The organism is Acinetobacter sp. YH01021 (assembly GCF_013420255.1).
GTDB lineage: Bacteria > Pseudomonadota > Gammaproteobacteria > Pseudomonadales > Moraxellaceae > Acinetobacter.
The window spans coordinates 21596-35805 of the sequence record NZ_VOYO01000017.1 but is presented as its reverse complement, the minus strand read 5'-3'; the positions used below and the strand labels follow the sequence as shown (position 1 = coordinate 35805).

Sequence of the window (14210 nt, the reverse complement as noted above, 5' to 3'; positions counted from 1 at the left end):
TGTTTAAGGCACTAATCTGAATGCTCTGTAGTAATTGTTGCTTGGAATTTTTCCAAATAAACTCATCGCTTGACCGTCGTAATAGCCCGGGTAAAACAGCACCACTGGCTTATGCCCCAGTAACGAATGCAAACTGTTCAATAAGTGATGGGCACGTAACAGTGGCCAAACCGACCCTACCCCAGTCATCAACACAATATCTTGCGCATTGGTGGCATATTTACTCACCAGATAAGGCGCGAACTTATCCATATGCAGTGGGCCCTTTAAGGCTTTGAGCAGCGCTTCATCGCCTTTGGCTTTTTGCATTTGAATGGCTTTATCGATGAAGTTACGCTCAGCCAGATAATCCACCACGGCTTGCAGCAGGTTGATATTCACCACCTTCAGCTGACTGTGTTTTTTCTCCAGCATCCCGTCTAGAAAATGCAGATATTCGCGCACCTTCAACTCATCTTCAGGTGCATAATCAAAAATCCAGAAGCCAATTTCATTGCCCAGTCCTTGCCCGGTGAGAAACTCGGTGGAAAGAATTCGCTCTGGAATCTGGTTCAGACGCTCATGTATTGTTTGACTCATTGCTGCCCCTCTACAACTAACGCGTCCATAGCGACACTTCCATTGACCTTTTAATGCGTTGTTTATAATGTTCTTCCAACAGGCTACGCAGCTCTGCTCTGACGATCACACGTTGCAACTCCATCTTACGGGTACTTTTTAAGTAACCGGCTTCTGCCAACATGCGAAAGACCACCTGCCCCATTTTTTTCTTGCTGGACTCTTTCCAATCACAGATATCCGGATCACGTTGTGAGCGTTCATCCAAAAAATCTGACCAGATATAACTGTCCAAGTGTTGCGCCTGGGAGATATAGGCATCCCTCATCACCGTTTCCATAAACTCAAGCAGCAACAGGTTGCGTTCCAGTGCGCCACAAAAAGCCACCTGGGTCGCCAGCTCATCATCCCCATCACGCAAAGCTTTCCAGAAATCAGGCTCTAAGCGCTCAAGACGCTTACGAATGGCAGTGGCGTTACGTTGGGCTGAAGCAGGCGTTCTTTTTTGCAGAATATTGTCAATCTGAATTGCCTGATGCCATTGTTCTGGAATCGCTTCTCGTAATAACAGATCCGCGATCAGCCGGCTTTCACGCACCATCAGGGAGCCACCAATCAGGTCACTGTCATAATGAAATTGTTCTAACATGGCCAATCTCCTATGAGGCCTGATCAAACAGGTAAGACGACAGCTTTTTGATATCTGAGCGTTGTAGTACCAAGGGATATTTCAAGGCATCATCCGCCTCAGCCAGCGTGATCGCGGCCTGATATCGCTGCAAGGTATAGTGAGCTAGGGCTTTTTTCACCGGAATCTGTAATCTGCCATCAGGCATGCCGAAGTCTTTTTCGACCAGCGCTTGTTGTGATGAGTTCAATTTTGGATTAGGGATCAGCGTCAGTACAATTTCTTCATGCCATTGCTGATCCTGAGCAGGGTCTACTGACTCAATCGCCACCACAACAGGTGTGCGATCAATTCTGGAGAGTAAAAAGTCCTTAAACTGCTTGCTCTGATGGCAATAGGCACGGACATGCCAGCGAAAACCGGTATACACCAGGGTGTGTGGGGAAATGATGCGTTCATGCCACTGCGGATTCTGCATCGAGGCATAAATCATTTTTAAAGTGTTTTGGTTTCGGCAGGCACGCAAAACTTCCCGAATCACTTCAGGACGTACACTGCGATCAGGTAATTGAACTGCTGCAAGATTCGGTTCTGGCATCGCAATCAGGGCATGTGATTCACTGACCAAGCCCGAGAGCATATTGAGATATTCATTGATATGCGCTGTAGTCAGTACAGGCTGGAAGCTGGCTTTAGGCACATAACCCTTGACTGAGGGGTCATGAATCAAGGCATCGGGGTTATACAGCGTATTATAGCGCTTGATATCCGCAGAAGCCTGCTGTCGACTAAGTCCAAACCAGCTCGTCAAACGATTGGTAACCAAACGACCTTCCCAGTATGCAAGGAGTTCAATGGCTCTCATTCTGAGAAGGACTTCATGCTTATCTGTCGTCATATACCAATCAGTCAATAAATAGCAGCTTTAAGATTACCCTACAGCAAATATACAGTAAACATTTTTGACGGTATTTAAAGGTAGTATTGCAATCACCAGATAAAAAATATACTAGTATCCTGATGATAGCCGTCAAACTACGATCTCTAGCAGATCATGGATCCTAGTATAGCGCGTGAATTGAGCTAAGTTTTAGAATGAGAGCAATATGGGTTTTAGATTTCGTAAAAGTATTAAATTATTCCCGGGTTTTAAAATTAATCTGACCCATAAAGGCATCAGCAGTGCCAGCATTGGCAAACCTGGTGCTTCTCTAAATATTGGGGAAAAAAGGTACGCGAACCAGTGTCGGTATTCCAGGTACGGGACTATCTTACTCTAAACACCAGCCTTACTCTAAAAAGACCCGTGTTCCACAACCGACATCGCTAGAACACACGGAATATAATCCTCAGAATTTAGAACAACCGAAGACAAAGATCTGGCCTTGGATTATTTTTGGAATATTGTGTTTTATGGTGGGTGCCGTCATTTTTTAGCAAGAACAGCATTGTATTTTAATCAAAAAAAATGCCCACACGGATGAATGGGCAAACTAAGGAATTAATATCCTTCAGAAACTCCAGCGCAATTCTCGCTACTTTCAGTAAGCGACTGTAGCTCAATCATGATGATCTGACTCAATCGAGTCGAGGTAAATCAATCCATCACAAATGGAGTAGAAATTATGCTTGATCACATTCTTGGTTAATGCTGAAAAGTCTTTGGGTTTTGATCAATAAATAGAAGTGCCGATGACTACCCTCAACTTTACTTATTTTCAGATAGCAACCAATCGAGAGCACTCATTTTTACAATACCATTATAATTTGCTTCAGTCCCTATCGTGTCTAAGGTAAGTAAATATTTGGGATACGAATCAGAAATTTTCTGTAATGGACGTAACTCTCGGCTGAGTGTCTCCTCATTGAGCGTTTCTAATGCCACCTGATAATAAGTTAAATTCTGTAAAGTATCGACAGCAACAAAATCAATTTCATATTCATCAACCCGCCCTACATAGACCGTATAACCTCGTCTGACAAGCTCAAGATAAATCACATTTTCTAAGATATGACCTTGATCAGCATTAGCATCAGGCAACATAATCCGGCGCAATCCGACATCAACTAAATAGTATTTTTCAGAGGATTGTAATAACTCACGCCCGCGTACTTTAAATTGTGCGGCACTATAAAATAACAAACTGTCCTGTAAGCCCTGAATATAGCGTTTTACTGTTTCAAATGAAATCTTAACCCCACTTGAAACAAAGGTATTTTTAATTTTATTGATGGAAATAGGTGAGCCTGTCACGCTTGCCAAATATCTTGCGACACGCTCGAGAGAGTTAATATCGGCAGTATTCAAACGGGGAATAACATCTTTAAACATTACACTGGCATAGACCGCTTGCAAGTAATCATAAGTTTCCTGCTGGCTAGTCATGGCAAGCGTATAAGGGAAACTACTGCGCGTATACATGGCATACAAATCACGATTGGATAATTGTTGGATGATCGGATTATTTTCAATATGCCACTGTTTAAATTCTTGGAATGACAGAGGTAGAACGTGTTGCTCGATATAGCGTCCTGTAAGTAAAGTCGCAAGTTCTCCACTTAGAAAGAATGCATTTGAGCCTGTAATATATAAATCGATATAATCCCGAACATATAAGGAGTCGACTACTTTCTCAAAATTTGTAACATGTTGTATTTCATCTAAAAAAACGTAGTTTTTTTTACTTTTATCAACTTTGGACAATACATAATCATGTAGTTTACGGTAATCGGTGAGTTCTTCAAATTCCATAAATTCGAAGTTGATGGCAATGATGTTTTCGCCTTGTACACCCTGTGCTTTTAGGTCTTGTTGAAACATCGCCAATAAGGTGGATTTTCCAGAGCGACGCACACCTGAAAGTACTTTAATGACATCACGGTCTTGCCATGTATTCAGAAATTTTAAGTAGCCATCACGTCGAATATTAGCGCTTCTCATTATTTACACTTAGAATCTAAAGTTTTAATAAATTCTATCAAATTTTAGAACTCATATGTAAATATATTTAATTTTAGAAAAAGTTTAAAGGTTAAGTGAAACATTCAAAGCTACTGTAGAAGCATGTAAACAGCAGATCTGATCAAAATCCAAATTCTGTCTTTTTGATTATTTTCCATGTTATGTTATTTCATTGATGCTACGAGTTAACTGCTATATAAATTAAGTGAAAAGTAAATGGAACTAAGATGTTAACTAGAGTGGAACTCATTTTTATTGTGCTAATGGTATCAGCCTTATTGCGTATGAATTGCTAAAAGGTTTATTTTAAAGTCACCTATACATGTTTTTGATCAAAAAAAATGCCCATAGGGGGAATCTATAGGCAAAACTAAGGACCTTGACGGTCATTCAGAAACTACAGCTAGTTTCTGGTTGTGATTCTAAAGTGAATTAAAAACAACCACATTGGCTGAATATCTCAAAAGTTAAATCATTGATAAATTTTAGAAAATTAATTTACCCCCTCTGCTGCTCAATACAGTAATTCACCAAACAAATCCGCTCTAATCTCTTCCAGGCTCAGATCTGATTTCATCCTATTACAGATGGGATGAACCAGCAGACCATTCTCTAGAACGCCTTGCCCACCTACGGCTTTGGCAATCCTATGATCCGATTCAGTAGAATCAAGATAGATCAATCCATCACAAATGAGGCAAAAGTTATGATTACCCACCACAAAATTGTGCTTAAGCAGACTCTTGGTTAATGCCGAAAAGGCCTTTGGCTTTGACCGAGAAATTGGACTAATCGACTCCACATATCCCACCACATTCTTGACTACTGCATCATCATAACCACCCAAAAACCTTTCGACATAGAACTCGTTAAAGTTTATGTACTTGAAGGCCTTAGACATGGACAGAATAAAGGTATTCAGGCATTTCTCATCATCAAAATCAACCTCCATTTCCAAGCTTAAGCAAATAAAGGCTTTATAGACAATTTGTAGCCGATCATAGCCCTTGATACCACTGCCGAACTTGCCGACCGTTTCGGTGGTCGCCACGGGGAAATTGGCGATCAAGAACTCAATACTACGGCGTACCCGGGTGAAGTCCTTGAAACTAATCTTTCGATGATGAATCTGCATGCGGCTTTCATGAATTTCATACACAATTGAAAACCATGCAAGAAAAGAAGTAATCTGAAAACGCTGATCCTTATAAAAATATAAGTATGGATGTAAGCCCAAACTCGGAACCCCAGCATTTTTTACAGGCGTCGCTATTCTGCAAAGAATGGTCAACAGATGCGACATTAGGTTTTCAACGCGCTCCCCCTGATTCAGACTCATAATATTATGAATCTGATCACCCGCAATGATATTCATCAGCTCATTGACCAAGCCAATTTTTTTGCCATGACTCATTTCATTGTCTAATAAAATGGTCGAAAAAAGTAGCTGGTGGATCCTCTCCCCTAACTCAATCAACTCATTTAAACGTGTATATTGGAGCTCTTCTAGGTTAGATTTATTGTCATTGATATAACAACAGGCATAGATCGCATAATACGCGTCACTACCGCGATTTCTTAGGTGATATTCCTCATATTTATCTAAACGTTTAGTATCTGAGTTAATCGATTGAAATACCCGTCGCGCATCTTCCGGAGTTCCCAGTACCTGCCTGAAACTGATTTTAATATCGCCTAATTTCGATTTTTTTTCTGCGAATTCGGCATCAGTACAAATTTTTTGAAAATCAGCGAGATCTCCTAAATAATTGCGGAGGTAACGAATATCTTGTTTTTGTGGATCATTGAAATTAGGTGCTTGAGTGACTTGCTCATCCGCAAAATATCTATTAATCCACGCATAGATACAGGAAAGACGATGTGCTCCATCAATAATGTAAATATTGCCGTGTATATCTTTCCAATACAAAATGCATAAATTGATGTTTTGATCTTCTGTGCAATCCTCAATAAAGTTTGCAATTTCTTGCACGCTCCAACATTCCGTAGAACGCTGGTTATCCGCCTTAAATAAACATTTGATGATTGGATGCTTTTCAAAATCAGTCAGTGCCACTTCAAAATTGTCACGCTGCATTGAAGGTGTCATTTCTTCTGGCAACATGACTTTACGCTGAATAATATTGGTCAATAGTCGTGTAGAACCCATTTCTTATTTTCTCCAGGCAACACTTTCCTACTTTCGCACAAGTACGAAATTTGAAAATGTATATAGTTGGATTTGGTTAAAGCTGTGAATTAAATGACCGTCAATATCCAGTCAGCGCTAACAAAAGAGACCTAAGAGAAATGGGGGGATTAGATAATAAAATCTTCATGTTTAGTACCTGTAGTTTAGAGTTGACTATCTACAACCATCTTTTCCACGAGATGGAGGTAGACCAAACAGGGGTGGAAATACCGCACTACAGAAGACGGCCAGTCATAGACTGCCCTGCCTGGCCTACCATAATGGCAAACTAAGCATAATAAGCACAAAAAACCGCTAAAGCGGTTTTAATGCTTCTGTAGTAATTTTCAGGTTTCCACGCCCGATTACAGATTTTGCTGTAATGTAATTATCATATGGGTATCTTTTTCTTTGGTCAAACCAAATTAGAATTTTTTATTCATTTTTTAGTGATATTTTAAAATTGAATGCTGGCTTAATTTTTTCAAAATTTTAGCCGAAAAAATCCCTGTATTTTACCTACATACAAGGATGCGTGTTTAGCTCAAAATCTATGCTGCATACTTATAGAAGGATTACCTAAGCTAATTAATTTATCTTCTCCATTTTTTGGGATCTCATTAAAATCTAAAAATAATCATATTGGTGGACTCCCAAGCCTTTGCTTTGTAAAACAGCAGTTTTAAAAAGCAAAGGCTTGGGCTATTTTTCTGAAATATATTTGCTTAGGCTATTTAAAAATTAGCTTATAAAATCAAACCAAAAACACAACCCAGTTTTCTATGCTGTATTTAATATTATAAATCTAGCAAAATTAATTTTTTTATTTATAAAAAATAAAAACTAATTTCCCTATTTTACAGAATAAAACAAATCAATTTATAGGGTAAATAATTTGTATTAACTCACTAGTCTATAAAATTTACCTTATATATAATTTTATATTTTATAGATTAAATTTAAAAAATAATATCCGAATAAATTTACAAGAATAATAAAAAAATACAATTAAATTTAATATTATTTTCTTCTGTGAGTCATACAAAATCTTTTTATTTATTGAGTATTTTTTTTTGATAATCTCTCGTCCAGGCTATTCTCAAGAAAAAAAATTATCAAAAATCAACCTCACAGAGTGCACACCTCCCTCTTAGTGTCCCTTTTTTTGACCAAAAAAAAAGAGGAACCTTACATAAATAATGAAAAAATAATCAAACATGAATTACATAAAGTTATATACCACTGTTTTTTATATATTTTTTTAATATAAAAAAACTGTAGCCCCCTACTGCTCCGGTAAAACATTTTAGACCATTTTCTTTTGACCCAGGGAAGGTACTCCAAGGCATTTCATCTTAAAAAAGATACTTTGTAGTACAATTTTTTGTATCAGATGATGCTTTGAATCTGCTTTTTTATTACTAATTTTATAATATTTTATTTTAACTTCACTCCCTATTTTTTTATCAAAATCACTTAAACTTGATTTTTCTATATCTAAGTAGGATTCTACGTCTGAATATATTTTGGTAATAAACTCCACAAATGAATCGTACAATTTTAAATCTTTTTGACAGACTGCTTCAAAAACTAAAACTGATCGATCATTTTTCAATGAAATTTTATTTTCCAAAATATAATAAAAATTTTTAATTTCTTTTGGGGTAATTTCTTTGTCAATTATGAATGGCTGGCATATTCCATATAAATACGACCAATTGATCATTCGCTCCCAATTTAAATCCATTTCTTGCAGATCACGCTCCTCACTTCTAGCTATTTCTTTATCTTTATAAATATAAAATTGTCTACTAATTGACTTTATTAAGTTAACAAGCTGGTCTTCAGGATTTATGATCCGGTCATTTGCTTTCCATTCCTGATATGATTCTAGAAATCTTTTTGGATATAAAAAACTCATTTGTTTTTTTTCAATTTCATCTTTTTTTAAGAATTGCTTTGGATCATTATGTTTTTCAAAAACCTTTAAAAAAAACTTAGATTTTTGAAGAATGTTAAAAGCTGATTCATCCTCAGATATCTTTAAGGATTTAAATTGAGCATTAATAATTTTGCTATTTTTTAGTAATGCACCAATCAATTCAGGCTGATATTCACGTTTTGCTGTATAAAACATGTCTGCAATTAAAATATTAAGATGATGTATATAGCTACTTGCGGTCACGTTAAAGTCTTCATGCCCCATTAGATGTGCTAAACGTTGCCATACATCTGCGCTATGTAATGATGCATGATCGATATTTTGCAATATATGCTTTTTAAGCCTACCTACAAACCTAGAGTCATAGTCAGTAAAACTACAGATAAGCTGGTGGCTGCCTTTCAATAAAATTGCTAAGTGTGATGCAGCACTATGCCTAAATGCGTGAAATGTATATGAATGATCACTTGTCCCTAATACCAGATTAAACAAGCTCCTAGTGATTTTTGATAATTGTTGATTTTCAAAGATGAAGAGTAATGTATTCTGTACTTGTAATTCCGCTTCGCCCAAAGAAGCAGCTAAATATTTTTTATAAAAATCACAGAACTCTTTAAATTCATTTGGATTTAAAAAATAGGATAAATCAAACTGACGATTTGCATTTTCGTTTTTAACATTACGGTGAGAGTTGGAATGAATTTTTAAAACCAGATTTTCAATATCTGAATTGGATGATTCATTTGAAGTCGTATCTTTAGGATCTGACTTTGCTTCGTAATATAAACGATTATTTTTAAGATGACTTCTAAGCTGTGCAGAGTCAAAATCATTGAGACGGATGCCTGTCACTTCATCAATACGCAAACCTAGTCTAAATGCGAGTCGATAGACCCATTGCAATGCAACTATGTCATTCCCTGAAATGCCTAAAATGTGTGGATAATTTTTCACAATTTTCATCATTAATTCAAACATCTGCGGACTAATGGTCCGTGTTTTTAAAAATTTCCCGCTGTCTCTCTGATGTTCATACAAGTACGCTACTACTGGTGCATCATGCTTGTTGACCAAATACTGATGAAATGTTTTTAACCTCGCGAAAGAATAGCCAGAGGTGTCGTGCTTTTTATTATCATTTTTCTCAGCGATTGTTTCCTGCTTTTCCTGATCTTTCATTGATTTTTCTAAAATAAGGTACTCATACATTTCTTCAAATTGTTCTTCGATGGCATTATTCAAATTTATTTGATATTCTAAAATGTAAATTAGAAAGTCAGAAACGAAGCTGTGATAATAACGTTTTATCGATGCCACCTGAAGTGATGCTTTACCAGAGCCAGAATTGTAACCTAGCTCATACTTTAACCATTGGCATATCCGTAAATGTGCGATTGCCACCACATAATCAATATATTCCCCCTCTCCAGCTTCATAGGAACGTATATCGCCCTCTGATTTATTAATACTTGTGTTCAAAGCTTCATTAAACTTGGCTAGTGTCAACTCTTTACCATCTTCACTAAATGATAAAAGCAATGATTTTATATCATTACGTTTACCCATCCGTTTATCATTATAAACTTTAACGTTCTGACCACTAGTAAAAACAGAAAGCTCTACAGTGTGATGAGTATTTTCAATTCTTTCTTGAATCGTTTTCCAGGTATCAAGCTGATGATAAATAGCTATATGCTGTTCATATATCAAAGGCGTAGTGATAATTTTGTTATTAAGTACACTTGTACTCAATAGATCTAAATTTGGAATCTCCTGCCAAAGAACATAATCAATATGCTTGAAAGCAGAAAAACGACGTCGCTCAAACTCTTTGATAAATTGATGATCAGGAACAACATCTTTAAAGTGTGCTTTTAGCCGCTTATAAAGTAAATCTTCCCGCTTAACTTTTTGATCTTGATCATCGTGTGTTTGCTGCCAAATACTAAGAGGCGATGTAAACTGTAATGCATAACCTTGGTTACCATGAAGATGCTCTCGGATACGCAAATAACAAAGCATTGAGATTGCGTTAAAATATATTTGCTGTGTTTGCCATAATTCCACATCTCCTTGGCTATCATAACGGTAGAAATTGCCATATTTTTGAGATGAGAGAGTGTATGAGAAAACGTAGGCATGATTCTTTGAACCAGAGTAAATTGGCAACAGTCCACTGTCTAGATTCATTTCAAAAATTGCATCATGAATTGCAATAAGCCGTTCAGGATGAATACATCCTTGATCGAAAATTAATGATATACATAGACATTCAAATAATATGTTTACTAAGTTTTGCTGAGCTTCAACTGTAGATTGTAAACTTATATTTTGAGTCTTTTTATTAAGAGAATAGCTCCACTTTTCATAAAATTTTTCTTTAAAATCAGCAAGAATAGCTCCATAACACAACTTGTCCTCTGTTAAAATATTATCGCGGCGCGGTAATGTTGCTATTTTCCAATCTGGTAATTTAATATCGTAAATTTTTGCATGATCTGGATTTTTTTTTTGCCACTCCTGATACTCTTGTTCACAAATAATTTTAAAGTGTTTAAAACACTCCTTGAGGTAAGAGCGGAAATATTTTTTGAGCTGGGAATGCTCACAAACTTTTATTAAAACTTGCTGATAGTTTGTAAATTTATCAGCAATTCGTTGATCAAGAAGTTTAAAATCAATCTCGACACCATTCACCTTTTTCTGAGTATATTTATGATCAATCAGCTCAGAAATTTGATTAAAAATTGCTTTTGTTTCTGTTTCAATCGCATTTTGTAATTGCTCTAGAATCTCTTGATTTAGTTCTTTGTTAATCACGCGATTTTTCCTGGGTAAACAAGTCTAGCTCCAAAATTTCTAATTTTTTCAGTAACGCTTCAACCTGTTGTTGAATTTCTGTTTTGTAATGAAAAGGACTTAAGGATGAAGTATGGCCAAACCCCATGGCAATACCATCATGTGCATAAAGGGTATTATGAATATCACTGCTGAGTTCAAGATGGTTTTTGCTAAAATGCCTTGGCCAGTTTTTATAAATCTGAACTGTTTCTTTCAAGTAATGCGTCACAAAAGCTGCTGACATTGGTGCCAAAGTAAGATTGTCTGCTATTTCTATAAAGTCAACGCTATGCTTTTTGGAAGTCAGTTGAGGATGGATAAGAACACACAGCATGAATTCATTTTTTTTCCACTGCTCCTGCAGATATTTCATGCCTAATGCAGTGATTGTCTTATCTATATACTCTCTGTATGCAACAAAATGCTTTTGCCAATAACCTACTACAGGCACTAAACGACCTTCTTGTCGTGAACCAATTTTTTTGTCATGAATATAGATAAATTTTGATTTTGAATCATAATTTTTGATCAAACCTGGCATACCCATCGTGGGTCGTACAGTGAGGCAAATTAAAGACAGATGCCACATCCAAATGCTATAAGCATTTAATTTCTCAATCCGATTGACTTCATCATTCGTTAAAGTAGTCTGTACATAAGCATAAAGATTTTTAAAAAATTGAGTTGCTGCTTTGATAGTCCAGCAACGCTGACTACCTATACGTTGTTCTCGGTCAAAGATATAACCCGGATGCTGCTCTTTTTTCCATAGATCACCTTTTTTTCGGTTTATTAAACAATCAATGTATCTTTTAAAATGTCTATTTATCTCTTCAATATTACGCCCTTCATAGGACCAATTAACCACATGATTCGTATCGTGATTTGCCATTAAGTGTGCTACGAGATCATCACCTGTCTGCATATTCAGATGGAAATATATTTGCTTTTCTAAAATTCCACATGAAATCTTGTCCAAATTATACGGTTTGAAAAGCTGCCTTAAAAAACGATTGTATTCAGGAACAGATAGTTCTTGAATAACATTTTTTTTTAATTGAATAATCCAAGCACTAGGAATATGCCATTTATAAGTGGAGGCTTTGTTATAGCGCTGTAATTTATCACTCATAATGCCCAAATGATTTACATTCAACTTTGGATCAATCACCCAATAATAAGATACTTCGATTACTTCGATTACTTCGATTACTTCTGTTTCTTCTGCTACTTTTGTTTTTTTTATTCTTTTTACTTTTGTTTTTTCTAATATTTTTCCTTTTTCAATCAAATTATTAATATCTTTAAAGATAGTAGGACTCAGACCAGTCAGCAGTGACATCATGCCACATAATGCCAAAGAAGATTGATCATAAAAGATTGTACTATTTTCTTTGAGCATTTTATCCTGATAACAATCGTGCAATACGTTGTATACCTGATGTAATAAACTGGGTGCTAGATAAAGTGGATTACTTACAAATGGGACTTCACGTCTCTGAATAATTTTTTTGAGCTTTTCATCGGATATCATAGAACTTGCACGCTTACTGATATCATCATGTGTAGGATCAAGAATAGTTGCTGATTTTTCATCTATCTCGACTTCTGTGTCATCATTTTCTATATGAATAGGAGATGACCCTGAGTGGTTTGTTACATCAATCTCCTTTTTTATTCTTTTTATCAAATCCTTGATACTAAGTTTCTTCGATGAATTTAATTCCCTGTTGTTAAGCTCATTACAGACAATACAAAATTGCTCAATGTAACGGTCTAAATCTAATGAGATGGAGTGCTTTTGCATCTCTTCACCAGTTAAAAATTCTTTAAAATTGCTGGTGTTAAATTCATCGATTTTTTTAATTTCATTGGTAATTTTGTCACATGGTATTTTTTTTTCCCCACGGTCTTTAAATTGGTTCTGCAGTAACAGTTTTAATGCATAACATAATTGATTAAATTTCTTATGTACTCTTTCATCATCTACTATTCGCTTAAAATCTATCAGTTTTGTGTTTGTGATAGGCTCTTTATCTTTAGAACTAGAATTCGGTAAAATGATAAGTTCTTTGAGCATTTCACAAATTAATCCAGTCAACAGATAACCATACTCATGCCCTTCTTGTTCAATTTTAGTCCATTGAGTTAAACCAGCCAGAATTTTATGTTCCGTCACAATTCTCTTTTTTTTAATAGTAACCTGGATTTTTTCTGCAGCAGCATACAACTCATTCTTATTTTGAACGTCGAAATCTTTGAAAATAGCTTTTTTTTCACCAAGTGACTGATTTACCCACTTTTCCAATACTTTGATTTCTTCGTGTAGATCTGACAATCCATCAGTATTAGTCATACAGTTACCATAATTTTTCAGGGTAAAAATTGATTTTCAGGTTTCGTTCTAACTTGAGCTTGAAGTTTTTAGGCAAACCAAAATATTTTTTATAAGTTCTTTGAGTCAATTTTTTAACACAACGCTGCGGTTTTGACTCCACTCTCATATGTTCTGATAACTTCAGACTTAAGGCCTCGGACAATTGAGTAAAAAAACAAGTAAATAGCACAGCATGCACCTCTTTATGTTGGTGCTTTTTAACCTCTTCAGTTTCTTCAGGAGCTACATCAATTGTATCGAGTAACCACTTTAAAATTTCAAATTCATCAACGTCTTGATTGTCTTTTGCTGCTTGGTCAAGCATTCTTTTGATTTCATCATCCATCTTATTTTTAAGATCCAATACAAAATCTTGAATAAAATCTGGTAAATCTAATATCAAAACGTAACTTAACTTGGTGAAAACTTCAGTTAGAACTTCAGGTGTTTTTTTTGCATGCCCAATTTTTTCTATCATGACTCTCTCAATCGATACTGGCTATACAAGCTCAATACAGTTGAAATGGTTAATTTCTAAATTTACTACTTAGGCCCAACAGAATATCTTTAGCCTAAAAATACCGATTATGATGTTATATGTTTATATCCAGCTAACACAGAACAGCTCAATGAGTTAACGTGATATATCACGTAATAACTTTACCATTTGATTTTCCAATATCAAAGTATCGCGATGTCTGTATAAGGTTT

Annotated in this window: 8 protein-coding genes and 2 pseudogenes; 1 reads left to right on the top strand and 9 read right to left on the bottom strand. The window is 35.8% G+C overall.

Annotation, left to right across the window (positions count from 1 at the left end; all coding sequences use genetic code 11):
* Window positions 1–3: 3 nt before the first annotated feature.
* The 3 genes from FTT86_RS11995 to FTT86_RS11985 are packed head-to-tail and all read right to left on the bottom strand — an operon-like array spanning window position 4 to window position 2084.
* Window positions 4–579: a DUF1788 domain-containing protein gene (locus tag FTT86_RS11995; protein WP_002010699.1), complete on the bottom strand. Its 576-nt coding sequence runs from the start codon at window positions 577–579 to the stop codon at window positions 4–6.
* 16 nt (window positions 580–595) lie between these two features.
* Window positions 596–1207, bottom strand: coding sequence for a DUF1819 family protein (locus FTT86_RS11990; RefSeq protein WP_180087505.1), 612 nt, complete (start codon window positions 1205–1207; stop codon window positions 596–598).
* Window positions 1208–1217: 10 nt separating this feature from the next.
* A complete protein-coding gene (locus tag FTT86_RS11985) occupies window positions 1218–2084 on the bottom strand; it encodes a YafY family protein (protein ID WP_180087506.1) in 867 nt (288 codons plus the stop codon).
* Window positions 2085–2292: 208 nt separating this feature from the next.
* On the opposite strand from FTT86_RS11985, the pseudogene FTT86_RS11980 reads away from it, so the two are divergent.
* A pseudogene (locus FTT86_RS11980) lies at window positions 2293–2623 on the top strand (DUF4236 domain-containing protein).
* A gap of 131 nt (window positions 2624–2754) precedes the next feature.
* Here FTT86_RS11980 and FTT86_RS16290 read toward each other — a convergent pair.
* The 6 genes and pseudogenes from FTT86_RS16290 to FTT86_RS11950 all read right to left on the bottom strand — a co-directional run.
* A pseudogene (locus tag FTT86_RS16290) lies at window positions 2755–2859 on the bottom strand (HNH endonuclease); the annotation flags it as partial.
* 35 nt (window positions 2860–2894) lie between these two features.
* Window positions 2895–4127: an ATP-binding protein gene (locus tag FTT86_RS11975; protein WP_180087507.1), complete on the bottom strand. Its 1233-nt coding sequence runs from the start codon at window positions 4125–4127 to the stop codon at window positions 2895–2897.
* A gap of 535 nt (window positions 4128–4662) precedes the next feature.
* Window positions 4663–6318, bottom strand: a complete 1656-nt coding sequence (locus FTT86_RS11970; protein WP_180087508.1) for an HNH endonuclease signature motif containing protein — start codon at window positions 6316–6318, stop codon at window positions 4663–4665.
* Window positions 6319–7645: 1327 nt separating this feature from the next.
* Window positions 7646–11101 (bottom strand): integrase, encoded by a 3456-nt coding sequence (locus tag FTT86_RS11965; protein WP_180087509.1) that lies wholly within the window; start codon window positions 11099–11101, stop codon window positions 7646–7648.
* Entirely contained in the window at window positions 11094–13478 is a 2385-nt protein-coding gene (locus FTT86_RS11960; protein ID WP_257221246.1) for a hypothetical protein, read from the bottom strand. Before FTT86_RS11960 ends, FTT86_RS11965 begins: the two co-directional genes overlap by 8 nt.
* A 4-nt stretch (window positions 13479–13482) precedes the next feature.
* Window positions 13483–13977 carry a transporter gene (locus FTT86_RS11950; RefSeq protein ID WP_145758465.1) on the bottom strand — a complete coding sequence of 165 codons (495 nt, stop codon included), beginning with the start codon at window positions 13975–13977 and terminating at the stop codon, window positions 13483–13485.
* Between the last annotated feature and the right edge of the window lie 233 nt (window positions 13978–14210).

What these genes read in the sequence shown, in the direction of transcription:
- FTT86_RS11995 (WP_002010699.1), bottom strand. Translation starts at nt 579, where the DNA reads ATGAGTCAAACAATACATGAGCGTCTGAACCAGATTCCAGAGCGAATT.
- FTT86_RS11990 (WP_180087505.1), bottom strand. Translation starts at nt 1,207, where the DNA reads ATGTTAGAACAATTTCATTATGACAGTGACCTGATTGGTGGCTCCCTG.
- FTT86_RS11985 (WP_180087506.1), bottom strand. Translation starts at nt 2,084, where the DNA reads ATGACGACAGATAAGCATGAAGTCCTTCTCAGAATGAGAGCCATTGAA.
- FTT86_RS11975 (WP_180087507.1), bottom strand. Translation starts at nt 4,127, where the DNA reads ATGAGAAGCGCTAATATTCGACGTGATGGCTACTTAAAATTTCTGAAT.
- FTT86_RS11970 (WP_180087508.1), bottom strand. Translation starts at nt 6,318, where the DNA reads ATGGGTTCTACACGACTATTGACCAATATTATTCAGCGTAAAGTCATG.
- FTT86_RS11960 (WP_257221246.1), bottom strand. Translation starts at nt 13,478, where the DNA reads ATGACTAATACTGATGGATTGTCAGATCTACACGAAGAAATCAAAGTA.
- FTT86_RS11950 (WP_145758465.1), bottom strand. Translation starts at nt 13,977, where the DNA reads ATGATAGAAAAAATTGGGCATGCAAAAAAAACACCTGAAGTTCTAACT.